This is a genomic window from Paenibacillus sp. VCA1, assembly GCF_031583795.1.
In the GTDB taxonomy this organism is placed as follows: domain Bacteria; phylum Bacillota; class Bacilli; order Paenibacillales; family Paenibacillaceae; genus Paenibacillus_AQ; species Paenibacillus_AQ albilobatus.
This window is the reverse complement of sequence record NZ_JAVLSX010000011.1, coordinates 65,074-89,986: the sequence shown is the minus strand read 5'-3', so window position 1 is coordinate 89,986 and position 24,913 is coordinate 65,074. Positions and strand designations below refer to the sequence as shown.

Genomic DNA, 24,913 nt, shown 5'->3' with positions numbered 1-24,913 from the left:
GACGCGGGCTGCTTCCTCCAGAACCTTCGTTCTTTTGACGGTTGCAGCCGATTATTTAATTTCATTAAACATAAAACGTTTTATGTATATACAAATGAATTCGCTTTCAAATATAAAATAGCACACCATTTCCCTGTTGTAAATAAATAACTATAAAACTTTTTATTGTTTATTAAAACAAAATAATGTTCAATCATAAATAAGTGATAAAATCTTTAAATAAGCTTCGTTCCTCGTCCGAACATGACGTTATAAGTTTAAGTTTGTTTGAAATGAACTGCTATAAATCTGTCAAATGTTATAAAAAAATTGTTGTTTCTTAAAAAAACATGCGGCACACTATCTTTAACAATTATATTAGTTTATAATTATTTAAAATAAAAGAAATAGGGATGTATCCATACTTATTTGAAGAAGGGTTCGATGATATGATTTATATCAAGGATTTAATGAGCGGCATTGATATTTTCAAAGCGTTAAGCTCGGAGATCAGGATCCGGATCCTCGAACTGCTGGCGACGAACCAGGCGCTGAATCTGAACGATCTTGCGGGGAAGCTCAACCTGAGCAATGGAGCCATTACGATGCATGTCAAAAAGCTGGAGGAAAGCGGACTCATCGAAATCAACACCAGCGTCGGCAAGCACGGCATCCAAAAAATGTGCTACTTGAATAAAGACAAGCTGATGGTCGATCTGCGAAGCAAAGACGTCGACAACCTGTACGAAGTGGAAATCCAGGTCGGACATTACAGCAACTATCAAGCGGTTCCGACCTGCGGACTTGCAACCAAAGACAGCATCGTCGGCGATTTCGACGATCCCCGGTATTTCGCCGACCCGCAGCGGATCGACGCGGAAATCATCTGGCTGGCCGAAGGTTTTTTGGAATACCGCATTCCCAACTATTTGAAGCCGAATCAGTCTTTCCGGGAAATCCAGTTCTCGATGGAACTCGGGTCCGAAGCCCCCGGCTTCTGCGACAATTATCCTTCGGACATATATTTTTACGTCAACGGGATCGAGATCGGCTGCTGGACCAGTCCCGGCGATTTCGGCGACGCCCGCGGCACGTTCAATCCGGAATGGTGGCCGCCGCATTTGAACCAATACGGCATGCTAAAGCTGATCCGCATCAATCAAGAGGGCAGCTTTATCGACGGATGCCGGATATCGGACGTAACGCTGGACCAAATCAACCTCGACTACAAAAGCGAGCTGACCTTCCGGATCGCCGTCACGGAACAGTCCGAGAACAAACGGGGCCTGACCATCTTCGGCAAAAACTTCGGCAACTACAGCCAGGACCTGCTGGCCCGCGTGCTGTACGACGTCAATCCGGATTAAGCGGACGCCCGCCATGCCTTTTAAGAAAAACGTCTATCGCCGTACTTTCACGGAAGACAGACCATGCTTAGCGGAATTTTTTCTTGAGGTATAAGGGAGCCATCGCTTCGAAACTTCTTATATCTTCATAAAGGGGACCTTGGACATGCATTCATATGCTCCAGGGTCCCTTTTACTTTTCGATAGGCAACGCCGTCACGCGGCAACGGCTTCAGGCTTCATTCAACGCGCGCAGCAGCGTATGGCGGTCGCGCAAGAGATGGGCTTCGCGCAGGCTTTCCGCGAACAGCCCGTCGTCAATGCCGAGCTCCTGCAGGCTTGAAGGTCCGCCTGCGCGCTGCAGGAGCGAGCGGATTTCGGCTTCGGCAGGCACCGCGCCGAGCCACTCCCGCACCTGTGCGCCATGCTTCCGCAGCATGTCGGGCTCCTGCCGCGGATAAACGCCGCGGAAGGCCGCGTCATGGTAGAGGCGCGAAATTTCCGCGCAGGCCACGCCGACCTTCGCGCCGTGCAGCAGCGCCCGGCTGCCGCGGCGCAAATATTCCATCTCCCAGAAATGGGAGAGATGATGTTCGGCGCCGGAGGCCGGATGGGACTGCCCGAATTTGAGCATCGCGATCCCGGATTCAATCAGGGACGTCATCAGGATGCGGATGCCCTCCTCCGTCCGGTTACCGATCTCGTCGACATGCTCTACGCAGGCGTTCAGCGCTTTTTCCGTCATGGCCGCGACTTCCTGGTCGTAAGGCTCCGCCGCAGTCAAATGCGAAAAATTCCAATCGAATAACGAAGTGTATTTGCCGAGCATGTCGCCGAATCCGGCGGCAACCAGCTGCTGCGGCGCTTTCGTCAGAACGTCCAGATCGGCGAAAATCGCCACCGGTCCCGTGGCCGGAAACGTCTTTTTCACGCCGCGGACGATCAAGGGAGCTCCCTTTGACGTAAAACCGTCCACCGACGGAGCCGTCGGCACCGAAACGAACGGTTTCCCCGTTTTGTAACATACGAAGCGAACAATATCGTGGATCGTTCCTGAACCCGCCGCGATCACCGCATCCGTCGTTTCCGGGTTCACTTCAAGCAGCAGCTGCAGAAGCGACGGTTCGTCGGCCACGACGTCTCCGGACGGCCCGGGCTCGATCAGGCACAAGCGAATGCCGACGCCGGCAGCCTTCAGCTCCCGTTCCAGCTCCTTGCCCGCAGCCTCGTAGGTGTTCCCATCCACCGTCAGAATGACGTTTTGACACCCTTTTTCCTTGAGATAGGCGGCCGCTTGTTTGATCGCTCCCTTTTCAAGCACCATTTGATCCAGCGCGTATTCCACCGGAACGTTGTTCATGCTGATCCCTCCTTATATCTGCCCCCATAACGAAAAGACCGTCGGTCTGACAACAACCGTCTGCCCTTTGCATAGCCGCTGAGAGCTGAAGACGTTCGTTTTCAACCCTTTCTTGCGTTTATTCCGATCGTAAACGTGGGACGCAGGCCGAATGCTCCGTCCTGCGCCTTGATGTAACCATCTTCCCTCCGGTTATTCGACCGACTTTTTTATGTTCTTCAGCCGCTTCATCACGTCGTTTGCGCCGCGGCCAAAATAATCATGGAGAAGGTTGTATTCTTGATAAAGACGTTCGTACACTTCGACGTTCTCCGGAATCGGCTTGAAGGTTTCTTCTTTGACCCTCGCCATGTTTTCGGCCGCCGCGATCACCGTGTCGTATCCTCCGGCTTCCTGTCCGGCCGCTACCGCCGCGAAAATCGCCGCTCCGAGCGCCGGCGTCTGCTTGGAATCCGCAACGTAAATTTCGCGGTTCGTGACGTCCGCGTAAATCTGCATCAGCAGCTTGTTTTTTTGCGGCAGCCCGCCGCATGCGTACAAGGCGTCAACCCTTACGCCGCTCGAATGGAAAGCGTCGACGATTTTGCGCGTGCCGAAAGCCGTCGCTTCAAGCAGGGTGCGGTAAATTTCCTGCGGCTTGGTCAGGAGCGTCATGCCGAGAATCATACCCGTCAGATCGGTATCGACAAGCACCGAACGGTTGCCGTTCCACCAATCGAGCGCAAGGAGCCCGGTTTGGCCCGGCTTATACTGCGCGGCTTCCCTTTCGAGCCAGGCATGGACGCCGATCCCCTCTTTGTCCGCGGCTTCCTTCACATAAGCCGGCAGCGCTTCCTCCACGTACCATTCAAAAATGTCGCCGACAGCCGACTGGCCTGCTTCATATCCGTACAATCCCGGGATGATGCCGTCTTCCACGACGCCGCACATGCCTTCGACCTGTTTCTCTTCCGTGCCGAGGAGCATATGGCAAATGGACGTTCCCATCGCCATGACCAGCTTGCCCGGCGTCACGACGCCGACGGCAGGCACGGCCGCATGGGCGTCGACGTTGCCGGCCGCAACCGCGATGCCCGGCCGAAGTCCCATCATCGCCGCCATCTCCTCCGTCAACCCGCCGACGTTCGTACCCAGCGGAATGACTTCGCCGCGCAGCTTGGTTTCGGTCAAATCCTCGAGCCGCGGATCCAGCGCTTTGAAAAATTCCTTGCCCGGATAACCTTCCTGCTTATGCCAAATTGCTTTGTAGCCGGCGGTGCAGCTGTTGCGGACGATTTTGCCGGACATTTGCGAAATGACCCAGTCCGTCGCTTCCAGGAACATGTCCGCTTGGTCATAAATTTCCGGAGCCTCGTTCAAAATCTGCCATGCTTTGGCGATCATCCACTCCGAAGAAATTTTGCCGCCGTAACGCGGCAGGAACGCTTCGCCGCGCTCGGCCGCGATCCGGTTGATCGCATCCGCTTCCGGCTGGGCGGCGTGGTGTTTCCACAGCTTCACCCAGCTGTGCGGGTGATCCTGAAACTCGGGCTTCAGGCAAAGCGGTTCCCCCTTGCCGTCCACCGGCAGCATGGTGCAGGCCGTAAAATCGATGCCGATGCCGATGATGTCGGCCGGGTCTACGCCGGAATCGCGAACGACGGCAGGCACCGAACGGCGCAGCACTTCGATGTAATCCGCCGGGTGCTGCAGCGCCCAGTCATGGTCCAGCTTTTTCCCGGAACCCGGCAGCTTTTCGTCGATGACGTGATGCGGATAAGGCGTGACATGGTCCGCCACTTCGCGGCCGTCGGCCAAATCAACCAATACGGCGCGGCCGGACTGCGTCCCGTAATCCACTCCGATCGTATACTTTTTGCTCATTTGAGTCCCCTCCAGCTCGAAAACGAGTTATGATGACGATGCTGCAAATCCGAAATGCGGCTTCCGATCAAGCGATAAAGATCAAATCAGGTTAACTTGTCAATATCTTACACGGAAGCGGCTGAAATGCATATTGAAAAATCCGAATCATTGCGATAAAACTTCGCTTTTGTACAAGTTGAGCTAATCATTTGTATGAATGAAGCCAGCCGGGATCGATCATTTTTGGCCGTAGTAAGCATTCGCTCCGTGCTTGCGCAGGAAATGGCGATCGAGGAGCGTTTGGTCCATCGGCTTGCTGTCCGGATTGAGCTGCAGCTGCCGCGCGGTGATTTTGGCCACTTCCTCCAGCACGACCGCATTGTGGACCGCATTCAAGGCGTCGCTTCCCCATACAAAAGGCGCATGCGCATGCACCAGAATACCGGGAACCTGGATCGGGTCCAGTCCGAGCTCACGGAACCGCTCCACGATGACGTTCCCGGTCTCGAGCTCGTAAGCGCCTTCGATTTCCACCTTCGTCATCGGCCGCGTGACGGGAATTTCGCCGTAAAAATAATCCGCATGCGTCGTTCCCGACGCCGGCAAAGGCCGGCCTGCTTGCGCCCAGCTGGTTCCCCACGGCGAATGGGTATGTACAACCCCGCCGATTTCAGGGAATTCGCGGTATAACACCATATGTGTCGGGGTATCGGATGACGGACGCAAATCGCCTTCGACGACCCGTCCCTCCAAATCGACGACGACGAGGTCTTCCGCCTTCAAATCCTCGTAAGGCACGCCGCTCGGCTTAATGACGAACAGCCCTTTTTCCCGGTCGATTCCGCTTACGTTGCCCCATGTAAAAGTAACGAGGCCATGTTTCGGCAAAGCCAAATTGGCTTCAAGCACCTGTTGTTTTAATGCTTCCAGCATGTCGGACACATCCTTTCAGGTTTGTAGTTGTACGTACAAGCAAGAGCGGAAGAGTCCGCATTGAAGCAGACCCGTCCCTCTTAATCCTGGGTTCTTTTGGCTACGGAATCCCGCACGATCAGCTCGGGCTCGTATACCGCATCCTGTGCCGTCTTTCCTTGTTCAATCATGGCAATCAGCCGGCTTGCCGCCGTCCGCCCCATTTCCGTCTTGGGATGCGTCAGCGTGGTCAGCTTCGTCCCCGAAGCGGTCGCCAGGCTGGAATCGTCAAATCCGATGACGGACACGTCTTCCGGAACCTGCAGCCCGCTTTCGGCAACCGCCTCCATCAGCAGCACGGCAAGCTCGTCATTGTAGCATACGAAAGCCGTCGGTCGGTTTTCTCCTTCGCCCAGCATCTGCAAAGCCTGCCGGTAAGGCAGATCGTTTTTTTCCTCCGTCGTGTAGGTGACGACCCTTTTCGGCGAAGCGCTCATTCCCGCCGCTTTATGCGCCGCCAGAAACCCTTTCAGGCGATTGACGCCCTGCAGGTCGTCCCGTTTGAAGAACCCGGCGATCTGGGTATGTCCCATCTCCAGCAAATATTGCACCGCTTTGTAGCCTCCCGCTTCGTCGTCCACCTTCAGGCAGGCGCATTCCAGCTCCCGGTACTTTTCGTTGATCATCAGATAGGGGATTCCCTTTTCCTGAAGCTCCAGAAAATAGGCCAAATTCGGATTGCCCTCGGCGCTTTTCGTCGGCTCGATGATCAGTCCGCTGAGCGGCTGGCTGGTCATCAGCTGCAGGCTTTCCATTTCCTTTTCCTTGTTGTTGTCGGTGCTCGACAGCAGAAGCCGGTATCCCTTGCTCCGGAGCTCCGCTTCGGCGCCGCGGACGATATGCGGAAAGATGTAATCCGATATATACGTCGTAATAATGCCGATCGTTTTCGCCTGTTCGCCTTCCCGGCGCTGCGGCTCGCGGGCAAAGGTGCCTTTGCCTTGGATCCTTTCCAGCCATCCTTCCTTCTCCAGCTCCCCGAAGGTTTGGCGGACCGTCTGGCGGCTCATGCCGAACTGCTCCGCGATCTCGTTCTCCGACGGGACCTGCTGTCCCCGCTGCAGCTTGCCCGATTCGAACCAGGACAGCAGCTCTTTCTTTAATTGAATATATTTGGGAATCCGTCTATTATTCATCATTCACCTCAGCGAAACAATTCGAGTATAGAGCCTGCCGGGCACCATGTCAGGTTCGGTGCTGCCGGACAGGCTCTTCCATTTATAGCTATTGTATCATAGGCTGGGCGAATAGGGACAAAACTGCCCTTATCTTAAGCGATATGCGGCGTCGCTCCACAGAAGTTCGTTTTTGAAGCGCTGAACCGACGTGTCTTTGTCGATGATGACGGCTTCAATGCCGGCCATTTCCGCAAAATCGGCCAAGTTTTCGGCCGTGATCGCGTACGAGAGAACGGTGTGATGCGCACCGCCCGCCAAAATCCATGCCTCCGCCGATTCGCGCAGGGAAGGCTGCGGTTTCCAAAGCACGCGCGCAACCGGCAGCTTGGGCATCGCCTTCTCGACTTTCACGCCGTCCACGACATTGACGAGCAGGCGGAAACGGTGTCCGAGATCCACGAGGGACGCATTGACCGCTTGGCCGTCGCGACCGTCGAATACGAGGCGGGCAGGGTCCTCCTTGCCTCCGATGCCGAGCGGGTGCACTTCAAGCGACGGGCGCGTCGCCGCGATAGTCGGGCACACTTCCAGCATATGCGCGCCGAGGATCATATGGTTGCCCGGCTCGAAGTGGTAGGTGTAATCCTCCATGAACGACGTATTCTTGTTGTTCGCGAGCACTTTCAGAACCCGCGTCAGCGCCGCCGTTTTCCAGTCCCCTTCGCCGCCGAAGCCATAACCGGCTTCCATCAGACGCTGCACGGCAAGACCCGGAAGCTGCTTCAAGCCGTGAAGGTCCTCAAACGTCGTCGTGAATGCGCCGAAACCGCCTTCCTCGAGGAAACGTTTCATCGCGATTTCGATGCGGGCTTGGTACGCAATCGCATCCCGCACCGGTCCGTCGCTAAGTCCGGCCTGGGTAATCGTATATTGCTCCGCGTATTCGTTCAGGAGCGCCTTCACTTCGCTGTCCGTCACTTCATTCAACACCTGCACCAGATCGCCGACGCCGTAGCCGTTGACCGACCAGCCGAATTTGATCTGGGCTTCCACCTTGTCTCCTTCCGTTACGGCCACTTCGCGCATGTTGTCGCCGAAACGGGCTACTTTCAGGCGGCGGCTTTCGGCAAAGGCGACTGCGGTGCGCGTCCAGCCGGCAATGGATTCGCGGACTTCAGGGTCTTCCCAATGTCCGACGACGATTTTCCGGGCGATGCCTAGACGGGCGCCGATATGGCCGTATTCCCTGTCGCCGTGGGCGGATTGGTTCAGGTTCATGAAATCCATGTCCATCGTTTCCCACGGAATGTCGCGGTTAAACTGCGTATGCAGATGGAGCAGCGGCTTCTGCAGCTGCGAAAGGCCGGCGATCCACATTTTGGCCGGAGAGAAGGTGTGCATCCACGTGATGATGCCCGCGCAGGTTTCATCGCTGTTCGCCCGAATGATCAGGTTGTAGATTTCATCCGGCGTCGTGACGATCGGCTTGAATACGACCGGATATGTAAAAGAAGCATCCTGATCAAGCTCCTTGGCGATGATTTGCGAGTGCGCAGCTACCTGCTCCAACGTTTCGGGTCCGTATAAATGCTGGCTGCCGGTGACAAACCAAAATGAGTGCGGTTTCAAATTCATCTTGTTAGCCCTCCTTAATGGGTGCGTATGAGTTCATCGACTTGTACATACATATACGATTAAAATTTGTTTAAAATCATACTTGTACGTACATTTATCCATGGCTTTATATTATGCCCGCTTCCCCAAAAAAGCAAGCAAAACATTTTTTATCTTTGCGTTTGCAGGCCGAACCGCTATCATGGAAATATCAAACAGCTTTTAGGAGGGCATGGCCATGATCGACCCGTTTGTCCCCTACTCAGCTTCCCACCTGCTTATGCTTCTTTCGCTTCTCGCCGCGTCACTTCTGCTTTACGCGTTCCGTAACCGCTTACGCGACAGCCAGGGCGCCAAAAAGTTGCTCCGCCTTTTCCTGGCCGCGCTGCTCGCCGTTTCGGAAGCAGTTCTGGATGCGTGGAATATCGCCGAAGGGACGTGGAGCCCGAGGTATACGCTGCCTTTGGAGCTTTGCAGCATCACTCTTTTGCTGTCCGTTGTCATGCTGCTGACACGCAGCCGGCTGCTTTATCAAATTTTGTTTTTCGCCGGGATCGGCGGCGCGCTGCAGGCTCTTTTTACGCCCAATCTGGTTTACGGCTATCCGCATATCCGCTTCTTCCAGTTTTTTATCGCCCATATGTTGATCATATTGGCTTCGCTGTACATGACGTGGGTCGAAAACTATAAGCCGACCTGGAAATCCGTCGGGGTTGCGATGATTTTTCTCAATATCGCCGCCTTTATCGTCGGCGTGCTGGATTACGTTTTGGACGCCAACTACATGTTTTTGATGCATAAACCTTCTACGCCGTCCCTGCTTGACGTTCTCGGTCCGTATCCGTTTTATTTACTGGCCGAGGAAGGGATTGCCCTGCTCGTTTTCGCCCTGATGCAGCTGATCTTTTTCGTTCTCCCGGAAAAATGGCGGCGGAAAAGCGCATTGTGCGGGCCATCGGCCATGTAAACCTCCCGGAGAGGGAACGTCGCTTAACAGCCTGTTCAAGTACTTTACGGCCCCCGTTCCCTTACATAACACCTTACGGCTTCGTATCTTCGTTGTACGTTTGCCGCCCCGGAATTATAATAATGGGAAAAGCTTTACCTTTTTTTGCGGTTAGAAATCGTAAAGGAGCTCCCCAAATCATGACACAGCCCAAAGTGGTACAAAACATCACCGGACTGATCGGCGGCACCCCCGCCGTCCGCCTGCACCACCTCGTGACCGCGGAGGACGCCGAAGTGTACGTCAAACTCGAATATTTCAATCCGAGCCGAAGCGTCAAGGACCGCGCGGCCTTCAACCTGATTGCTCAAGCGGAAAAAGACGGTCTGCTTAAGCCCGGCTCCACGATCATCGAACCGACGAGCGGCAACACGGGCATCGGACTGGCGATGAACGCCGCCGCCAAAGGGTACCGTGCCATCTTGGTCATGCCCGACAATATGACGAAGGAGCGCATCAATATTTTGAAGGCGTACGGCGCGGAGGTCGTGCTGACTCCGGCCGCCGAACGGATGCCGGGTGCGATCCGCAAGGCGCTTGAGCTCAACAAGGAAATTCCGGACAGCTTTATTCCCCAGCAATTCGAAAACAAAGCCAATCCCGACATTCACCGCCAGACGACGGCATTGGAAATCATCGAACAGATGGATGGCCGTCTGGACGCCTTTGTGGCGACGGCGGGCACCGGTGGAACGATTACCGGCACCGGCGAGGTACTCAAGGACAAGATTCCGGACATCGGCATCTACGTTGCCGAACCGAAAGGCTCGCCCGTGCTGTCCGGCGGACAGCCGGGTCCGCATAAGCTGGTGGGGACAAGCCCGGGGTTTATCCCTCCCATCCTGAACACGAACGTATACGACGAAATCTTTCAGGTGAGCGACGAGGATGCCATCGGGACCGCCCGCAGGCTGGCGAAGGAAGAGGGCGTTTTGGTCGGACCGTCCTCCGGCGCCGCCGTATGGACGGCCCTGCAGGTGGCGCGGCGGCTGGGGCCGGGCAAACGCGTGTTGTGCATCGCACCGGATACCGGAGAACGTTATCTCAGCATGGGAATATTTTAGTTTTGCAAAAAAGCCGCACCCGAAGCACAAACATGCCCGGTACCGCCATGGTACCGGGCTTGTTTTTTCAATACAAATGTATAAAATTCCGGGGTCCCCGCAAAAGACCTGAATCGGCTTCGAAACCAAAGCCCCGCTTTTGTGCGATGAGGGGTGTTTTACGGGAGAGGATGCCGGACCGCATCCGCAGTTCTCTCCGCCGCTTGCTCGTTTTCCTTCACTTTTTTCAGCTGCGCCACGATGATGATGCTGATGACGACAAGCAAAAACCACGAGCTGATTTTCCCGATGTGCACAAGCCTCCAGGCATGATCCTGATCCGGGTACTGCCATGCGCCGAAAAAGGTCGAGATGTTTTCCGCCACCCAGATGAAAAAGCCGATCAGGAAAAAGGACAGCACCAGCGGCATGCGAAAGGTTTTGCCGGCCACGTCGAAGTATACCCAGGTTCTGAAAAATACGACGACCAGCAGCAGCGTCAGCCACCAGCGCAAATCCCATAGGTAATGGTGGGTGAAAAAATTCAGGTAGATCAGCACGCTGATCCCGACGGTCCACACCGCCTTCGGCCAGTTACGGATACGCAGGTTCAAATTGCGCCATGCCTGACAGATGTAACTGGCCACGCTCGCGTACATAAAGCCGCTGTAAAGAGGCACCCCGCCGATTTTCGTCCAGCCTTCCTCCGGATAAGACCATGAGCCCATGTGTACCTTGTATAGTTCCAGCACGAGGCCGATGACGTGAAACATGCAGATGACCTTGAACTCATCCCATGTTTCCAGCTTGAACATTAGCATGAGCGCCTGAGCGAGAATGCACACCGCCAGAATGAAATCGTATCTGGAGACAAAGGGAATGTGAATCAGCTTCGAAGCCGCGAGCGTCAAAAAGATGACCGCGGGAAAAATGCAGGAGCGGGCCTGTTGAAGGCCAAAAATGATGAATGTCCGTATCGGGTTCATAGTCCCCTCCAAATTAGGTATGTATGGTGCCGTTTCATCTTCCCGAATGAGAGAGCAAAATTTTAGCATCTTCCCTATGTTATAACTGTGTCAAACAGGAATGCCAAAAATGCGCCTGTTAACGATAAAGGGAGTTGGGAACATGAGCAAGTTGACGGGAAAAACCGCCCTGGTAACGGGCGCCAGCCGCGGAATCGGACGTGCCGTCGCGAAACGTTTGGCGGAAGAAGGCGCGCTTGTCGCCGTCCATTACGGGAGCAAGCATGCCGAAGCCGAGGCGATCGTTCAGGAAATCAAGCAGCAAGGCGGCGACGCGTTTGCCGTCGGAGCGGACCTTCGCTCAATGGAAGGCATTGGGCAGCTGTTTGCTTCGCTGGATGCATTGATGCAGGAACACCTGCAGGACAGCGGCCTCGACATTTTGGTCAACAACGCCGGAGTCGGCCTGCCGATCCCCATCGAAGAGACGACGGAGCAAGCTTTTGACGACGTCGTGGCCGTCAACGTCAAGGCCCCGTTTTTCATCATTCAGCAGGCGCTTCCCCGCTTGCGGGACGGCGGGCGCATCATCAACCTTTCTTCCGCCACCACCCGAATATCCCTGCCTGTCGTTGCTGCGTACAGCATGACAAAAGGCGCGATGAATGCTTTGACGCTTTCCCTGGCGAACCAGCTGGGCGTGCGCGGAATTACGATCAACGCGATTCTCCCCGGTTTCATCGAGACCGATATGAATGCCGGCAGCCTGTCAACCCCGGAAGGCCGGAAATTCGGCGCGGATTTTTCGATTTTTGGGCGCTGGGGGCAGCCGGAGGATGTCGCCGATATCGCCGCTTTCCTCGCTTCGGAGGACAGCCGCTGGATCACCGGCCAGCTGATTGACGCCAGCGGCGGATCGCATCTATGATGGCTGCCTTCATCGGGGCTTGACGATTTGCGCAGGATGAGCCGTAAACCGAAAAAATCCAGCACTTCAACAGTACTGGATTTTTTCGCTTGTGGCTTAAGGAATATACTGCTGCACGATTTGTACGACTTTGCCGTCCTTTATCGTCAGGTGGTACGGGAAGCTTTTCATGTCCATCAGCTTGTCGTTGTTCATGATGGCCACGTATTTATCCAGCGATACCGGTTCGTTCCACTGGATTTCCATGCCTTCGTACGTTCCGTCGTGGTCATACAGCTGCATCAGCACCTTCGCATCCGGGGCGATCTCGTAAGTCTCCAGCGTCTGATCGTCGTTGACGATGTAATAGCCGTCAGGCGCGCCTCCCAATTCTTCGGCGGCTTCCGGTTCCCGTTCCTTGAACTTCTGGTCGGCCGCGTCGCCTTCATACCATTCGATCGGATCGGCTTGGACGACAAGGTGTCCGTTCTCCTGCTTTATCGAAGAAATCAAAGCTGTCACTGTGTCCTCGCTCGGAGGAACCGGGGTATATTCCTTGTCCGTTCCGACTGCGCTGGCCGACGTTGTCATAATGAGCAGGGCGATGATGAGGGTAGCAAACAGCGTGATTTTTTTCATTGAAAATATCTCCTTTAATGGACCAAGTATTTCATTCCATATGATCCATTACCCTGCCGAGTTATTTTCAAACCGAATGTTGCAAAAAAGTTCGAAATGGCTCCGATCGGGCGTGGATCTCTTATAGCTTCACTATAAAACATCCCGCCGCGCCAAATCGTCACAATTAGGTTACAACCACATCAAATTGTTGTCATGTTCAATGCGCTTTCAATCAGGCTTTCACTTTGCTGCGCGTCAAAATCGATTTCAGTTCATCCAGCTGGTGAATCTCATGCGTCGGGACGATTCCCGTCGGGTTCGGAAGACGGTTCGGATTATACCAGCACGTATTGATGCCGACGTTGTTGCCGCCTTGAATGTCCGATGTCAAGGAATCGCCGACCATCAGCATTTTTTCTTTGTCGGCGCTGCCGATCTGGGCAAACGCATGCTCGAAAATGCCCGTCTGCGGCTTCTGGAAGCCCGTATCCTCGGAAACGATCACCGCCTCGAAAAAGTCCTTCAGCGCCGAACGGTTGAGCCGCCCGAACTGCACCTGCTTGATGCCGTTGGTGATGGCCGCGATGCGATAGCCGTTTTCCTTTAAATATTGGCATAACTCAAGCGCTCCCTCAAACACAAACGATTGCTCGGAAAGGGATTGAATGTAGCGGTCGCTGACGGCTTGCGCGTCCTCATTCAGCTTTTGCTCGAGGAAAAACCGCCGGAAACGCTCCACTTTCAGCTCCGTCGAATTGATCAGGCCCTGCTCAAGCTCCTTCCAAAGCCCCTTGTTGATCCGGTTATAACAATCGGTAATGCTCGCATCCTCCGGATCCAGATTCAAGCTTGCCAGAACGTAAGCCAAGGCGCGTGCCTCGGACATTTTGAAATCAAACAACGTTTCATCCAGATCGAACAAAATCCACTCGTAAGACAAGTTGCAAGCCTTCCTTCTATTTAAAATGGGCTTATGTCAGCCTTTATTCTATCCTAGTTTAAGGGAAAAGACGCATTTTATCCACCTTGGGCGGGGACTCTCTATCCGGCTTTTTTCCGTTTCGTCGGCATAAATAAAGCACACAGCCTGCCGGAAAATCTCCGGAATCCGCCATGTGCTTGTTTTTGAGGATCATCATTACGCTTTTCGCTTGAAAACCGCAATGACATCCCGCGAGTGCCCTTGGCCGGCGTTCGTGTCAAAGCAGGAGACCAATTCCCAGCCTTTCATGCCGTATTCGTTCAGCAAATTTTCGAACTCCTCTTCGTCGACCTTTCCTCCCAAAAAACCGCCCGTTTGATATTTGACCGTTTTGTATTCCCAATTCTCCATTATTTAACGCATCCTTCCGTTAGGTGGTTCCAATTTGTCCAGCACCACGATGAGCAGCGTCGCCAAGGGACCGATCAGCAGCGAAATCAAAAACCAGTTCAGGCCGCTTCGGTTTTTTCCCTGCGCCAAACCGGCGTTGATCAGCGCCAATGTCCCCCAGCCGACGACATAACCGCCTGTCCCGTTATTCATGGTCAAATCCCCCTCATCACTTTTATCACGATTGAATCATGATGTAAATCCGAGAAAGCATCAATCCGCTACATCCTCCGAGATTTTTCTGCCAAATAAATATCCAGCGCCTTTATCGCCCGGACGGCAACGCGGATGAACAAAATCATGCACGTTATGCCAAGCGCGGCAAAAGCCAACATGATCAAGAATGGAATAATTGCAAAAATACCGCTGCCTGTTACCGTAGTAGTATCCATAGCTATCCTTCCTCTCGCCTGTGATTTCATGCCTTCGGAGGGTTTGCCCGAATTATTCCATACTAGAATAAGCCTCCGTTACGGACATCGGAATGAGCTCTTGGTGGAGCATCCCCCCGTTATCTTTCCAACTCACCTCCATGTGCGACAGACTTAGGTCCGCTTGCGTTTCCGCGAGCTCCCAATCCGAAACGGTGCCTTTAATGGAGCCGATATGCCAGGCTGCAGCCGGAATGTCGATCGTTCCACCTTTGCTGGTTTCGGCATAGCTCATGACGGGTTTCGGACTTCCTTCACCCGGCCGTTCAAAAAATGCGTAGCCGAAATAATCGTACGGTTTGAAATGATCCGGATTTCCTATGTACCTCAAATTTCCGTTTCCCCTAAAAATGCCAGAGGCCGTCCGTATGATTTTAAAATCTTCTACCTGCCAATACTTGCTTTGACCATTCAACGTAAAGGCTTCCCATGCTTTTCCGCTATCCGGGAGTTTGGCGGGTCCGCCTAACCGCTGGATCAGCAAACCAAGCGTCACCCCGTTGGTGGCCAGCAGGAGCACCATAACAACGATATACCACCTTTTCCTCATGTCTCCGTCCTCCTTCCCGGCAGTATAAAGAAAAACAAAAGTTCTCCGGTCGGATGTCATTCAAAAAACGATTAGAACTTTTCTTCGCTACAATTACCCACTATTTTACATGAAAACCTATATCAGGTGAACTAAAAAACGAAACGAATCCGGCGGAATTCGGTTGTTTCGTTTTCCCGTAAAAATAAAATGCCCCATTCCGGAACAACCGGAACAGGGCATAACAATGCATTGACGGCTTAGAACGTTTCTTTCAAATAAAACGGCTTGCACTTGCTTTCAAAATAACTTTCCAGCCCCGAGCTGCCGTTCAGCTCTACAAACTGCACCGGTGGATATTGCACCCGTACCGATTCGGCGACCTTCCCCGCTTCGGCAAGGATTTGATCGCCTTTGCCGATGTAGCTGACCGCAATCATCGTGCGCGGCGCTTGATCCGTGCGGGGGTTAAACACCTGGGCATTGTAGGCGCAGATGACGTTTTTGAGGCGTTCAAACACTTTGCTGAGCTCGTCTAGCAGCTCTGTCGGCGGCTCCGCAGGGGGACCGATCATCGTTTGCGTGTTTTTTTCCACCACATAGGCTTCTTGGGCGTTAAAGACGGAGCCGTTCAGAATCGCTTCGATTTCCTGCGCGGTAAACTCTTTGCCGAAAGCGGAGCCCGGGTTGAGCAGCAAGTCCGCTCCCTTCGTCAAGTTAAAAAAATGAACCGCATTGATCGCCAAATATTGAACCGGCTCTTGAATAAAGGCCTGCATGCGGGTCAAAGAAGAAAATATCGGGATGTACCGTTTCCCGTTCATTTCAACGCTCAACAGCTGAATAGACTGCCCTGCGGACAGTTCGGTTTTTTCCTGAACAGGGTTTGTCCCGCCTTGAATCGCGTAAATTTCGGAATTTCGGAGTTCGTAATAAAAATCGGGTCTGGCGGAAGGCTCGTTGACGGCTTTGATCAACTTTTCTTCCAACGTGTTCGTTGCCTCAAAAGACATGGTTGATGCTCCCTTCAGGAAAGTATCGGATAAGGACCAATATAAGTAGTGTACCTTTCTTTGGCTGTGAACTAAAGCCCTAATTCCTTTGAATCTGTTTCAGGGAATGATCTCTTGGAGAGCTTCTTCCAGCGTTTTATATTTGAAGTCGTACCCCGCCCGCATCAATCGTTCCGGAATGACCCAGCGGCTTTTTAAAATCAACTCGGTTTCCGTCCGAATGATTCTTGCCCCGGTTTCAAGCATCCACTTCGGGGCCGGCAGCCCGAAAGGCATGTGCATCGCCCGGCGGAGCTCCTGCATCAGCTCTTTGTTCGTCACCGGATTCGGGGCGGAAACGTTAAAGACACCGCTAAGCTCCGGATGCTCCTTCAAGAATAAGATGATGCCCAAAATATCGTGGAGATGGATCCAGCTGAACCGCTGCCTGCCGGGGCCCTGAATGCCGCCGAGGCCAAAACGGACGAGATTGCGGTATGGAGTCATGACCCCGCCGCCCCGCCCCAGCACGATCGCAATTCGCAAAGCGGCTTGACGGGTATGCGGAAGCTGAAAAGAGAAAAACGACTCTTCCCAAGCCTTGGCGACATCGACCGAAAATCCGGAGCCGATCTCCCCGGCTTCCTCGGTCATCGGACGGTCTTCGGCATGGCGGTAAATGGTTGCTGTGCTCGAATTGATCCAAAGCTCAGGCGGCTGCTCGCAGGCAAGCACGGCTTTTCCCAGAATTTCCGTCGTTTCGGTCCGGGAATGCAAAATTTCGGCTTTGTTTTTTTCATCGTACCTGCAGTTAACCGATTTGCCTGCCAAATTGACGAGCAGATCCGCATGCTCAAGAGCCTCGCGGATGCCTTCCCGGTACTCCCACGAAATATGGCCGGGCCGCCTGGAGATGATCCGCACCTCCCAGCCGCGCTGTTTGAATTCCTGTTCGAGATACGTTCCGATAAAACCGGTCCCGCCCGCGATCACGATTTTTTGTCTCACCGTTTCTCTCTCCTTTTCCGTCATGTGGGCCGTTTGCGCGTTCTGTGGCGATGGTAGAAAAACATGGCGCCTGCGGCAAGCAGCACAATGATTAGAATGCTTAACCAGACTCCTCCTGGCCCGCCTGCCGGTCCGGCATACGCCCCTCTATATTCGGCCTTGATGTAAGCGTCGGTGCCCGTTTTTACGGCAATTTGCTCCTTCGGGCTGATCCCTTTGATTTCATGGTACGTCGTCCCTTTCGGATAAACATTCGAGAAGTTGCCGCCGTATGTGCCTTCGCGGTCGGAATAACGGGTCACTTTCCCAAGCTTCTTCCCGATCCGATCCGAGTCTACTTGCTCCGTGGTCACCTCATAAGTACCGTGATTGTAAACGACAAAACGATACGCCCAGCTGGCTGAAGCTTCCGCGGATATGCACAGAAAAAAGATGCATACCAGCAAGGTTAGTTTTTTCATGCCGTCCTCCGATCAACGTCGATTAACGCACTTCTGCCGTAGAACTAACGGCGTCTTAGCGAACGTGTCCCTTGAGCGTTAAAACATGAATCCCGCGATTTATCGGCCCACCCGGTCACGCCTTAAAATGTTCCTTGATTTCATCCTGCGGGTCCCATTTGGACCAGGCCGCTTCCAGCAGATTGCCTTCGGGATCCCGGAAATAAAAGTATTTGGCTTCACCCTGGCCAAGCGTACGCAGTTCGTCCACCTGAACGCCCGCGCTTTTCAGCTGGTCGTATGTATGCTCGATGTCCTCGCAGTTCAGCGCCATAATCGGAAAAGGTTGGCCGTTTCTTCGGATTTCCAGCGGCTCCTTGTCGCGGGTTTCGATCAGCAGCAAGGCAATGGAGTTTACGTGCGGATGATGCAGGACCGCCAAAAAGGAACCGCGGTCTTCGAATTTCTCCATCAGCTTGAAGTCGAGATGCTGCGTATACCAGGCAATCGATTCGTCGATGCGGGTCGTCGGCACGTACACGTAACCGATCCGCAGGAAAGAAAACGTCATTATAACCCCTCCCAAAAAAGTCATTTCGTTGCTTGGACAAGTCTCCATCACATTTCGTTCAGTTTCAACGCCTTAAAGTTGTTGACCAGATAATGCACCCCGGAGGCCAGCGTCATCAGCAAGGCGAGCAGCATCAGGAGTTGATCCACCCGTATATAGGTAAACCATTGGAACGGAACATTTTCGAGCATGACGGCGACGATGGCGACGACCTGGGCGACCATTTTCCATTTACCGAACCGGTCGGCGGCCAAAGCAATTCCCTGCGCCGAAGCGATCATCCGCAGGCCGGTGATGACAAACTCTCTCCCGATCATGATCACCGCGACCCAAGAAGCGATCATGTCGGCCTGCACCATCATGATCAGCGCGACGGAAATAAGCAGTTTGTCGGCCAGAGGATCGAGCAGTTTTCCCAAGTTGGTGATCTGGTTGTATTTTCTGGCGATATAACCGTCCAGTTTGTCCGTCCCGGAAGCCAGCACAAAGATGGCAACCGCCATGTAGGATCCGTATTCATTCAAAAACCGGAAGACCGCGGCATCCGCCAGACTGGCAGGCCACTCGGCGAAAAAGAACATAAACAGCGGGATGAGCGCGATCCGCGCCAATGTGATCCGGTTAGCCGTATTCAAAACTGTGTTCCTCCTTTCATTTTTCCTGCGGATTGCGGCTGCCCCACTCGCTGTAAAATTGCTGCAAATACAGCTCCATGAACGCATGCCTTTGCTCGGCCAGCTCCTTGGCGTACGGCGTATTCATCAAATCTTTCAACTTCAGCAGCTTTTCGTAAAAATGGTAGATGGCCGTTTTGCCTGCTGACCGGTAATCCTGCTGCGCCAGCGCATCCGGGCTTAACTCCGGATCATGGATGATACGGCCTTTGGCCCCCGAATAGGCAAACGTTCGGGCGATGCCGATCGCCCCGATCGCATCCAGACGGTCCGCATCCTGTACGACCTGCCCTTCCAGCGTGGCCATCGGCGGGTTTTTCCCGCCGTTAAAGGACATGTTCGCAATGATGTCCATCACCCTGTCGGTCAAATCTCCATCCGCGGTATGCCCTTCCAGCCATGTTCTCACTTTTTGCAATCCCGCTTCCTTGCTCGCGTTCAGCTTCTCGTCGGCCACGTCATGCAGAAGCGCCGCCAGCTCGCACACGGTCCGGTCGGCGTTTTCCTTTGCGGCGATATCGAGCGCCGTATTCCGCACCCGTTCGATATGCCACCAGTCATGGCCGCTCGCCTCTCCGGAAAGCACCTGTTTTACGAATCGTTCGGCTTCTTTTATAAGTTCGGCATGATCTGCTATCTTCATGTTTGTCTCTGCTCCCTTTACGATGGCGGTTTATTAGCTTGTTGAGAGCCTATCCGCTACTTATGATGTTTTACAGCGTTTTTCTGAAAAAGACCTCGCCGATCCCGCCCTCGTTGATGCCCGAGACGATCCCGGTTTCCTCGAAGCCGACATGCCTGTGCCAGCTTTGCGGCTCCGCTTCGTTCACTTGCGACGAGCTGTACAGGTAGCGGTGACCGCGTTCTTTTAGATGGTTTGACGCATAATCCAGCAGTTTCTTCCCGATTCCCTGCGCGCGGCTGCTTTCTTTTACGATGATGAGGCCGATATACGGAACCGTGGACCATATGTATTCCAGGCGCAAATAACCAAGCAATGCCCCTTCGCTTTCGGCCAAAATCACTTCTTGGCGGCTCAGCTTCCACCGTAAAAATTCCGGATCAAAATGCGGATCCACTTCCCGTACCTTTGAAAAATCCCCGGGTTCCCCGAAACGTATGACAGGCTGCACAACGATCCCTCCGTGAAAAAAATCTGCTTTTATTTTATTATCCATTTTCAATCCTTGAAACCAATCGGTATGACGGGTCGACCTCCCATGTCTCATACGGGATCATGGCTTTGGCCTTCATCGCGTCAAGCGTGCGGGATTTTCCCCTTCATCCACGTTTCCTCCAGGCATCTCCCATGTGTCGCCCCGCCAGTGCGTTCTCACGAGCAGCACCTCGTTTTGTTCGTTCATCAGCAAGGCGGAAACCGAAACCGTGTGCTTGGGCGGATCATGCTCCATGTCGATCGTCCTCTCTTCGCGTTATTTTGAACCGGTTCTTTGGCCGCTCACCACATGCCAGTGAAAATGCTTGGAGTCTTGGTATGCCCCGAGGTTGGTGATCACTTTGGCGGCGCCCGTGCTTAAAGTCATGTCCGCAGCGACCTTTTTGACGACCGCCATCAGCTCCAGCAAAAGCCCGTCATCATTGGATTCTTCCTCGGAAATCAGCGAGCCGACGTGAATTTTCGGTATGACGACGACATGATGTTCGTAGGACGGTCTTGTGTGGTGGTACGCCAAAACCCGCTCGGTCTCCATCACTTTGCGGACAGGCATTTTCCCGTTTAAAACCTCGTCGCAATAAAAATCTTGGCTCACATCTTTTTCATAGACGACAATCCCTTTTCCATCCTGGTTGACCACGGATTTGACCGGAACCATCCCTTGCCCTTTCCAAAAACGGTGTCCCGGCTCATTTTCCGCAATCACCCCTAAACGAAACGTCTTCACGCCTCTCTCCTTCATCATGCCGTAAAATAACTCCATTGCGCTTCGGCCAAACCCATGTCCTTGCGCGTCCTTTCGGATTTGCAGCAGTCCGAGCCACGGATAACCGTCGTTTGGATTGTTCATCAAAAACTCCAGCACGCCTACGTATTGATCCCCGTCTTGAAGGAGAAACCGTTCCGCGCCAATGTTTTGGCCTGATTGGATCTCTTCCCGGATCTCTTCTTCCGTGAACACGTCCTTATCCTTCGAGATCCGATTAAAAAATGGATCCGAATTCAAAATGATCACTTCTTTATCAAAAAGCTCAGGCGTGGATGTTACCAATTTCATAGCGGTTCTCTCCTTTTTTACTTTTGAATCCTCTGATCTTAATGGCCTTGATCCTCTGTCCTTTAGCAATCCTTAACAATGTGCAATGCTCCCGGATTTCATCGGGGCGTCGATGATCTCCGCGATTCGCTTCGCGATGTCATCCGGCGACGTCAGCTGTCCTTCCCGGTAAGCCTGCTCGAAATACGGAGCCAGCTCAAATTCCTTGCCGCTTTTGTTTCTGGCGGATGCCTGCAGCGATGTATCCACCATGCCGGGATCTATGGCAATCACTTCAACGCTGTCCGCAAGTTCGGTTCCCGCACACATCGTAAACATGTTTAATCCCGCTTTTGCGGCAGAATAAACGCTCATTCCCGGATTGGCGTAGGAGCCTGAGCCCGAGCTCACTTGAATGACCTTTTTCCGCAGATCCCATGCTTGGGTCTCGCGGGTAAATACCGCGGTCAAAATCATAGGCGCCATCAAGGTGACACGAAAATTGGCTTCCATCTCCTCCGGCCGCATCGCCTCGATCCGCCTTAACGGCTCCAGCATCGCGGCATTATTCACCAGACCGATCATGTCCAAATCTTCCGGATTGATCCGCCCCAATATGGATTGCAGCATAGGCTCAAGCCCGGCGGTCTGCATCAGATCAAAGGCGACATGCGTATAACCGAGGAATTGATCCAACGATCCCGCTTCTCTTCTTGAAATGCCTACAACCCTATCCCCTCGTGCCAGCAAAGTTCTTGCAAGAGATTCCCCGATTCCTTTGGATGTCCCCGTGATGATAAAACAGCGCTTCGGCATGTGCGTTCCTCCCCGGTGAAATGCGTATTTATTTAATCCGTTTGACGTACTTTTCCGTACCTACAGTCCATTCAACCAAAATTTGATCCGGAGCGTCTTCCGGTTTTTTTTCGAACTCCAGCTTATATTCATATTCCCCGTCACCCGAAGCCTCGAAAGTTTCGACGCGATCTTCGGTGATGATTAAAATGGGTACGTTCTTTTTTTCATCGGCTTTCGCACGCCTGTATGTATTTTAAAATCTCTTTACTCTTCCGCACGACAATTCTTTTTGCCCTATAAGGCTCGGTGATCTCCATAATCTCCTTCATGTTCACTTCGTCAAATTTTCTGTTCCATACAAAAGCCATCTCGATCAAATTGTTAAAAGATTGCTTGTAGTTGGCCCGCTCGAGTCCAAGCCTGGTGCGCAGAAAACGGCGGATGATCCTGAAATCACGCACCCAGCGATTGGGCATAATTATAAAAATCAAATCGGCATGCTCAAAGCTCTCTTTCCCCCATTTGTGATGTACACCTTCAATGATCCACGTTTCACCGTTGACCGCTTTTCTTAAAAGCGCATCCCGGGTCTCCGCCGGAAATCTGCGCTGAACTTCGCCGCGCTCCCACACGAAATTGTCCGTTTCATAATGGGGAATACCAAACATTCGCGAACATTCGCGCGCGATATAAGACTTGCCGCTGCCGCATGAACCGATGATCCGGATTTTAATCGGTGCCACCCCCTTCAGGCGAATAAGCCGCCGGATAACATCTTTGAAGCATCAAAATGTAAATCAATGAGACCATGAGTCCCGATCCGATAAAAAACGAATTTCTGCCGTAAAGCACGATGGCGAGTACCACGCCCATAACGAGATAGATCAGCACCCTTAACCAAAACCTGGCCTTATATGCCATCCGTTCTAGTAACCGGTTTAATAGCCACTCATCCAGAATGAAAGATACCGCCGTTAATGAGATCATCCCTTTAAATGCCATGTACAGTCCGAAAACGAAAAAAAGAACGGCACTAACGACATCCATCCGCAAAAGAAGATATACAAGGCATGGGGCCAAACACAAGACGCAGGCCATAGACGCACAGCCAAATCTGCATAACGCCTTCGATAACCATGGCATGAGACGCGCCCTCCCCGGCGGATCACTTTTGAAAGCATATTTAATTCCAATTTTAATCGATGTTGGTTGTTATTGTATACGATTTCAGGGAAAATAGAGATAAACTAGCAGCAGCTGAAAAAGGAGAGGTCAAATTGAGCAAATACGGAGCATATGTGAAGTTTACGGCCAAACCAGGGCAGCGGGACACGCTGTCCGACATTTTGCTGGAGGCGGCCGCCGCGGCTCGCACCGTGAAGGAATGCGAGGTGTATATCATCAACCTGTCGGATGCCGAACCCGATGCCGTCTGGGTCACCGAAGTGTGGAGCAGCGCCGAAGCCCATAAAGCTTCGCTCGACAATCCTGACACGAAAGCGTCCATCGCCCGTGCCATGCCGCTCATTGCCGGCGTCGAATCGATCCCGGTGGTGCCTGTCGGCGGAAAAGGGTTGTAGGGGAACGGTAGGGGGACGGCTGCCTCCTGTTCATTTTGGTGTTGCCGATCTACTTGAAAAAGAAATAGACCTACCTTGTTGAGGTACGGTCTATTTCTCGACTTGATTGATACGGCCGACTGCTCTAAATGCAGTTTTCATTTAACAAATTTCCTTCCAAGTTCATGACCAAGTAGCACGATAGGTACCAGCAGCAACCCAACGGGAATACTGAGTAAAATCTCTCCCCACGTTACCAATTCCTCATGAATCATTCTATAACCCAAGTATACGGTATAAGGAAGAACAAGGATCACAGCGCTTACGACTCCCGGCGTGTACATTCTTAAATACAATGTTTGCCCTAAATGGGTGAATACATGCAGCAGAAACAGAGTATTAAAAGATAAGAATATAAAAAACTTTTCGTGCTCTGCCGCCATAAAAGTAAATGGAATAAAAACAACAAACTCAAGCAAAACAGCAAAAGCAAATTGTCCGCTGGTGATATTAAACATTTTGTCCAACTGATTCCTTATTCTTATTGGAACCTTCGTATAGACCCGATTTCTATTTTTCTTGATCCATGCCTCGACCCATATAATTTCTTCCAAGTCGTGGAGAAGAAAAACAACGATAAATAACCAGACCAGCGTTTGCAGGGTTACATCATGCATTGTTATGATCCCTCCCTCACTTGCGTAAATCTATGGAAAAAGAGCCTGCTTAATTCTTCCTGCCGATATAAAGCAGATGCGAAGCGTAGCCAAGCAGATACGGATTTTCGGATTCCTTGATGACGATGTCCATGATTTGACGGTACGCTTCATCCCCCTGCTGCCGCCAATAGTCCCACTGCCCGGGCGTCATGGCGCCTGCAATGCTGCTCGAACCGATCAGCTTCATGGTTTCAAAGCCTTGAGACTCCATAAACGGGCCGATTTCGGCGATGTCAAAATAATAGGCTCCGGTAAAACGTCCCTCGTCCGCATGGTCGAACGTCCCGGTCCGCAAAAATTGGCGGATGCCCTCGACCGTATGGTTGGGCTTCCAATGTTCGGGGTGCATCACCGAGTTCATTAAAAATCTCGTTTTGGTCATGAAGGCCACAAATACAAGCCCGCCCGGCTTCGTAACCCGGTACAGCTCCCGTACCGCCTTGACTCTGCCCTCTTCCGCTTGCAGATGATACAACGGCCCCAGCATCAGCGCGGCATCAAAATGATCATCCGGCAGCATGCTCAAGTCCCGGGCGTCAGCCGCATAAAATCCGTCGAATTGATCCTCTATCCGATATTCTGCGGCTTTCTTTTTCGCGATGTCCACCGAACTTGGCGTCAAATCCGTCAACGTCATCCGATACCCGAGTTTCGCCAGCTCGATCGCATATTTTCCCGGCCCGGCTCCATTGTCCAGAATGCGCCCCTGCTGCGGCAGCATGCTTTTGATGTGGTGGAAATTGATGATAAATTCGATCGGCTCGCGGTCCAGCCGGCCCCACTCGTCGAAACGATCATAATAGGCGATCACTTTGTTCATACGGCTGCCTC

At 52.8% G+C, this 24,913-nt stretch carries 30 protein-coding genes and 2 pseudogenes; 5 read left to right on the top strand and 27 right to left on the bottom strand.

Features of this window, described 5'->3' with window-relative positions; translation table 11 throughout:
- Nucleotides 1-428: 428 nt before the first annotated feature.
- The gene (locus RJP21_RS23420) at nucleotides 429-1,346 is read left to right on the top strand and encodes an ArsR/SmtB family transcription factor (RefSeq protein WP_310861460.1); all 918 of its coding nucleotides are present in this window, start codon (nucleotides 429-431) and stop codon (nucleotides 1,344-1,346) included.
- Between the two features lie 211 nt (nucleotides 1,347-1,557).
- On the opposite strand, the gene RJP21_RS23415 is transcribed toward RJP21_RS23420, so the two are convergent.
- The 5 genes from RJP21_RS23415 to araA all read right to left on the bottom strand — a co-directional run bounded on the left by RJP21_RS23415 (nucleotide 1,558) and on the right by araA (nucleotide 8,255).
- On the bottom strand, nucleotides 1,558-2,685 hold the full coding sequence (locus tag RJP21_RS23415) for a sn-glycerol-1-phosphate dehydrogenase (RefSeq protein ID WP_310861459.1): 1,128 nt from the start codon (nucleotides 2,683-2,685) through the stop codon (nucleotides 1,558-1,560).
- Nucleotides 2,686-2,877: 192 nt separating this feature from the next.
- Nucleotides 2,878-4,548 (bottom strand): ribulokinase, encoded by a 1,671-nt coding sequence (locus RJP21_RS23410; RefSeq protein WP_310861458.1) that lies wholly within the window; start codon nucleotides 4,546-4,548, stop codon nucleotides 2,878-2,880.
- 219 nt (nucleotides 4,549-4,767) lie between these two features.
- A complete protein-coding gene (gene araD, locus RJP21_RS23405) occupies nucleotides 4,768-5,463 on the bottom strand; it encodes an L-ribulose-5-phosphate 4-epimerase (protein ID WP_310861457.1) in 696 nt (231 codons plus the stop codon).
- Between the two features lie 80 nt (nucleotides 5,464-5,543).
- Nucleotides 5,544-6,638 carry a GntR family transcriptional regulator gene (locus RJP21_RS23400; RefSeq protein ID WP_397386270.1) on the bottom strand — a complete coding sequence of 365 codons (1,095 nt, stop codon included), beginning with the start codon at nucleotides 6,636-6,638 and terminating at the stop codon, nucleotides 5,544-5,546.
- 129 nt (nucleotides 6,639-6,767) lie between these two features.
- Nucleotides 6,768-8,255: an L-arabinose isomerase gene (araA, locus tag RJP21_RS23395; RefSeq protein ID WP_310861455.1), complete on the bottom strand. Its 1,488-nt coding sequence runs from the start codon at nucleotides 8,253-8,255 to the stop codon at nucleotides 6,768-6,770.
- Between the two features lie 217 nt (nucleotides 8,256-8,472).
- Between araA and RJP21_RS23390 the strand changes: the two genes are divergently transcribed.
- Nucleotides 8,473-9,201 carry a YwaF family protein gene (locus RJP21_RS23390; RefSeq protein WP_310861454.1) on the top strand — a complete coding sequence of 243 codons (729 nt, stop codon included), beginning with the start codon at nucleotides 8,473-8,475 and terminating at the stop codon, nucleotides 9,199-9,201.
- 179 nt (nucleotides 9,202-9,380) lie between these two features.
- Complete coding sequence (gene cysK / locus RJP21_RS23385; protein WP_310861453.1) at nucleotides 9,381-10,304, top strand: cysteine synthase A; 924 nt, start codon at nucleotides 9,381-9,383, stop codon at nucleotides 10,302-10,304.
- 158 nt (nucleotides 10,305-10,462) lie between these two features.
- Here cysK and RJP21_RS23380 read toward each other — a convergent pair whose 3' ends face one another.
- Nucleotides 10,463-11,269 carry a DUF817 domain-containing protein gene (locus tag RJP21_RS23380; RefSeq protein WP_310861452.1) on the bottom strand — a complete coding sequence of 269 codons (807 nt, stop codon included), beginning with the start codon at nucleotides 11,267-11,269 and terminating at the stop codon, nucleotides 10,463-10,465.
- Nucleotides 11,270-11,411: 142 nt separating this feature from the next.
- On the opposite strand from RJP21_RS23380, the gene RJP21_RS23375 reads away from it, so the two are divergent.
- Nucleotides 11,412-12,176, top strand: coding sequence for an SDR family oxidoreductase (locus RJP21_RS23375; protein WP_310861451.1), 765 nt, complete (start codon nucleotides 11,412-11,414; stop codon nucleotides 12,174-12,176).
- Between the two features lie 96 nt (nucleotides 12,177-12,272).
- On the opposite strand, the gene RJP21_RS23370 is transcribed toward RJP21_RS23375, so the two are convergent.
- From RJP21_RS23370 to RJP21_RS23280, 19 genes and pseudogenes are all read right to left on the bottom strand, one after another.
- The gene (locus RJP21_RS23370; protein ID WP_310861450.1) at nucleotides 12,273-12,794 is read right to left on the bottom strand and encodes a hypothetical protein; all 522 of its coding nucleotides are present in this window, start codon (nucleotides 12,792-12,794) and stop codon (nucleotides 12,273-12,275) included.
- A 214-nt stretch (nucleotides 12,795-13,008) separates the two neighbouring features.
- Nucleotides 13,009-13,716, bottom strand: a complete 708-nt coding sequence (locus tag RJP21_RS23365; RefSeq protein ID WP_310861449.1) for a YjjG family noncanonical pyrimidine nucleotidase — start codon at nucleotides 13,714-13,716, stop codon at nucleotides 13,009-13,011.
- Between the two features lie 198 nt (nucleotides 13,717-13,914).
- Nucleotides 13,915-14,109, bottom strand: coding sequence for a DUF4177 domain-containing protein (locus tag RJP21_RS23360; RefSeq protein ID WP_310861448.1), 195 nt, complete (start codon nucleotides 14,107-14,109; stop codon nucleotides 13,915-13,917).
- 3 nt (nucleotides 14,110-14,112) lie between these two features.
- On the bottom strand, nucleotides 14,113-14,301 hold the full coding sequence (locus RJP21_RS23355; RefSeq protein WP_160042525.1) for a hypothetical protein: 189 nt from the start codon (nucleotides 14,299-14,301) through the stop codon (nucleotides 14,113-14,115).
- 68 nt (nucleotides 14,302-14,369) lie between these two features.
- Nucleotides 14,370-14,540: a hypothetical protein gene (locus RJP21_RS23350; RefSeq protein ID WP_310861447.1), complete on the bottom strand. Its 171-nt coding sequence runs from the start codon at nucleotides 14,538-14,540 to the stop codon at nucleotides 14,370-14,372.
- A 52-nt stretch (nucleotides 14,541-14,592) separates the two neighbouring features.
- Complete coding sequence (locus RJP21_RS23345; protein ID WP_310861446.1) at nucleotides 14,593-15,129, bottom strand: hypothetical protein; 537 nt, start codon at nucleotides 15,127-15,129, stop codon at nucleotides 14,593-14,595.
- 239 nt (nucleotides 15,130-15,368) lie between these two features.
- Nucleotides 15,369-16,121 (bottom strand): enhanced serine sensitivity protein SseB C-terminal domain-containing protein, encoded by a 753-nt coding sequence (locus RJP21_RS23340; RefSeq protein ID WP_310861445.1) that lies wholly within the window; start codon nucleotides 16,119-16,121, stop codon nucleotides 15,369-15,371.
- Nucleotides 16,122-16,220: 99 nt separating this feature from the next.
- On the bottom strand, nucleotides 16,221-17,108 hold the full coding sequence (locus tag RJP21_RS23335) for a TIGR01777 family oxidoreductase (RefSeq protein ID WP_310861444.1): 888 nt from the start codon (nucleotides 17,106-17,108) through the stop codon (nucleotides 16,221-16,223).
- A 20-nt stretch (nucleotides 17,109-17,128) separates the two neighbouring features.
- On the bottom strand, nucleotides 17,129-17,569 hold the full coding sequence (locus tag RJP21_RS23330; RefSeq protein ID WP_310861443.1) for a hypothetical protein: 441 nt from the start codon (nucleotides 17,567-17,569) through the stop codon (nucleotides 17,129-17,131).
- 115 nt (nucleotides 17,570-17,684) lie between these two features.
- On the bottom strand, nucleotides 17,685-18,119 hold the full coding sequence (locus RJP21_RS23325; RefSeq protein WP_310861442.1) for a VOC family protein: 435 nt from the start codon (nucleotides 18,117-18,119) through the stop codon (nucleotides 17,685-17,687).
- A gap of 47 nt (nucleotides 18,120-18,166) precedes the next feature.
- On the bottom strand, nucleotides 18,167-18,754 hold the full coding sequence (gene pgsA / locus RJP21_RS23320; protein WP_310861441.1) for a CDP-diacylglycerol--glycerol-3-phosphate 3-phosphatidyltransferase: 588 nt from the start codon (nucleotides 18,752-18,754) through the stop codon (nucleotides 18,167-18,169).
- Nucleotides 18,755-18,770: 16 nt separating this feature from the next.
- Entirely contained in the window at nucleotides 18,771-19,436 is a 666-nt protein-coding gene (locus RJP21_RS23315) for an HD domain-containing protein (protein ID WP_310861440.1), read from the bottom strand.
- Nucleotides 19,437-19,506: 70 nt separating this feature from the next.
- Nucleotides 19,507-19,926: a GNAT family N-acetyltransferase gene (locus RJP21_RS23310; protein WP_310861439.1), complete on the bottom strand. Its 420-nt coding sequence runs from the start codon at nucleotides 19,924-19,926 to the stop codon at nucleotides 19,507-19,509.
- Nucleotides 19,927-19,963: 37 nt separating this feature from the next.
- Nucleotides 19,964-20,205, bottom strand: a pseudogene (locus RJP21_RS23305) (NUDIX domain-containing protein).
- A 21-nt stretch (nucleotides 20,206-20,226) separates the two neighbouring features.
- On the bottom strand, nucleotides 20,227-20,565 hold the full coding sequence (locus RJP21_RS23300; RefSeq protein WP_310861543.1) for an HIT family protein: 339 nt from the start codon (nucleotides 20,563-20,565) through the stop codon (nucleotides 20,227-20,229).
- A gap of 72 nt (nucleotides 20,566-20,637) precedes the next feature.
- Nucleotides 20,638-21,027, bottom strand: a pseudogene (locus RJP21_RS23295) (N-acetyltransferase family protein); the annotation flags it as partial.
- 72 nt (nucleotides 21,028-21,099) lie between these two features.
- A complete protein-coding gene (locus tag RJP21_RS23290; protein ID WP_310861438.1) occupies nucleotides 21,100-21,822 on the bottom strand; it encodes an SDR family NAD(P)-dependent oxidoreductase in 723 nt (240 codons plus the stop codon).
- Nucleotides 21,823-22,028: 206 nt separating this feature from the next.
- Entirely contained in the window at nucleotides 22,029-22,547 is a 519-nt protein-coding gene (locus RJP21_RS23285; protein WP_310861437.1) for a P-loop NTPase family protein, read from the bottom strand.
- Nucleotides 22,534-22,947: a hypothetical protein gene (locus RJP21_RS23280; RefSeq protein WP_310861436.1), complete on the bottom strand. Its 414-nt coding sequence runs from the start codon at nucleotides 22,945-22,947 to the stop codon at nucleotides 22,534-22,536. The genes RJP21_RS23285 and RJP21_RS23280 overlap by 14 nt, the downstream gene beginning before the upstream one ends.
- Before the next feature lie 134 nt (nucleotides 22,948-23,081).
- On the opposite strand from RJP21_RS23280, the gene RJP21_RS23275 reads away from it, so the two are divergent.
- Nucleotides 23,082-23,384 (top strand): putative quinol monooxygenase, encoded by a 303-nt coding sequence (locus RJP21_RS23275; protein WP_310861435.1) that lies wholly within the window; start codon nucleotides 23,082-23,084, stop codon nucleotides 23,382-23,384.
- 137 nt (nucleotides 23,385-23,521) lie between these two features.
- Here RJP21_RS23275 and RJP21_RS23270 read toward each other — a convergent pair whose 3' ends face one another.
- The gene (locus tag RJP21_RS23270) at nucleotides 23,522-24,040 is read right to left on the bottom strand and encodes an HXXEE domain-containing protein (protein ID WP_310861434.1); all 519 of its coding nucleotides are present in this window, start codon (nucleotides 24,038-24,040) and stop codon (nucleotides 23,522-23,524) included.
- Between the two features lie 49 nt (nucleotides 24,041-24,089).
- Nucleotides 24,090-24,902 (bottom strand): class I SAM-dependent methyltransferase, encoded by an 813-nt coding sequence (locus RJP21_RS23265; protein WP_310861433.1) that lies wholly within the window; start codon nucleotides 24,900-24,902, stop codon nucleotides 24,090-24,092.
- Between the last annotated feature and the right edge of the window lie 11 nt (nucleotides 24,903-24,913).

Coding starts and splice junctions, on each gene's coding strand:
- RJP21_RS23345 (WP_310861446.1), bottom strand. CDS start 15,129: ATGAGGAAAAGGTGGTATATCGTTGTTATGGTGCTCCTGCTGGCCACC.
- RJP21_RS23370 (WP_310861450.1), bottom strand. CDS start 12,794: ATGAAAAAAATCACGCTGTTTGCTACCCTCATCATCGCCCTGCTCATT.
- RJP21_RS23400 (WP_397386270.1), bottom strand. CDS start 6,638: ATGAATAATAGACGGATTCCCAAATATATTCAATTAAAGAAAGAGCTG.
- RJP21_RS23315 (WP_310861440.1), bottom strand. CDS start 19,436: ATGAAGATAGCAGATCATGCCGAACTTATAAAAGAAGCCGAACGATTC.
- araA (WP_310861455.1), bottom strand. CDS start 8,255: ATGAATTTGAAACCGCACTCATTTTGGTTTGTCACCGGCAGCCAGCAT.
- RJP21_RS23280 (WP_310861436.1), bottom strand. CDS start 22,947: ATGCCATGGTTATCGAAGGCGTTATGCAGATTTGGCTGTGCGTCTATG.
- RJP21_RS23375 (WP_310861451.1), top strand. CDS start 11,412: ATGAGCAAGTTGACGGGAAAAACCGCCCTGGTAACGGGCGCCAGCCGC.
- RJP21_RS23350 (WP_310861447.1), bottom strand. CDS start 14,540: ATGGATACTACTACGGTAACAGGCAGCGGTATTTTTGCAATTATTCCA.
- RJP21_RS23325 (WP_310861442.1), bottom strand. CDS start 18,119: ATGACGTTTTCTTTCCTGCGGATCGGTTACGTGTACGTGCCGACGACC.
- cysK (WP_310861453.1), top strand. CDS start 9,381: ATGACACAGCCCAAAGTGGTACAAAACATCACCGGACTGATCGGCGGC.
- RJP21_RS23330 (WP_310861443.1), bottom strand. CDS start 17,569: ATGAAAAAACTAACCTTGCTGGTATGCATCTTTTTTCTGTGCATATCC.
- RJP21_RS23380 (WP_310861452.1), bottom strand. CDS start 11,269: ATGAACCCGATACGGACATTCATCATTTTTGGCCTTCAACAGGCCCGC.
- RJP21_RS23290 (WP_310861438.1), bottom strand. CDS start 21,822: ATGCCGAAGCGCTGTTTTATCATCACGGGGACATCCAAAGGAATCGGG.
- RJP21_RS23265 (WP_310861433.1), bottom strand. CDS start 24,902: ATGAACAAAGTGATCGCCTATTATGATCGTTTCGACGAGTGGGGCCGG.
- RJP21_RS23410 (WP_310861458.1), bottom strand. CDS start 4,548: ATGAGCAAAAAGTATACGATCGGAGTGGATTACGGGACGCAGTCCGGC.
- RJP21_RS23415 (WP_310861459.1), bottom strand. CDS start 2,685: ATGAACAACGTTCCGGTGGAATACGCGCTGGATCAAATGGTGCTTGAA.
- RJP21_RS23355 (WP_160042525.1), bottom strand. CDS start 14,301: ATGAATAACGGGACAGGCGGTTATGTCGTCGGCTGGGGGACATTGGCG.
- RJP21_RS23270 (WP_310861434.1), bottom strand. CDS start 24,040: ATGCATGATGTAACCCTGCAAACGCTGGTCTGGTTATTTATCGTTGTT.
- RJP21_RS23390 (WP_310861454.1), top strand. CDS start 8,473: ATGATCGACCCGTTTGTCCCCTACTCAGCTTCCCACCTGCTTATGCTT.
- RJP21_RS23420 (WP_310861460.1), top strand. CDS start 429: ATGATTTATATCAAGGATTTAATGAGCGGCATTGATATTTTCAAAGCG.
- araD (WP_310861457.1), bottom strand. CDS start 5,463: ATGCTGGAAGCATTAAAACAACAGGTGCTTGAAGCCAATTTGGCTTTG.
- RJP21_RS23360 (WP_310861448.1), bottom strand. CDS start 14,109: ATGGAGAATTGGGAATACAAAACGGTCAAATATCAAACGGGCGGTTTT.
- RJP21_RS23340 (WP_310861445.1), bottom strand. CDS start 16,121: ATGTCTTTTGAGGCAACGAACACGTTGGAAGAAAAGTTGATCAAAGCC.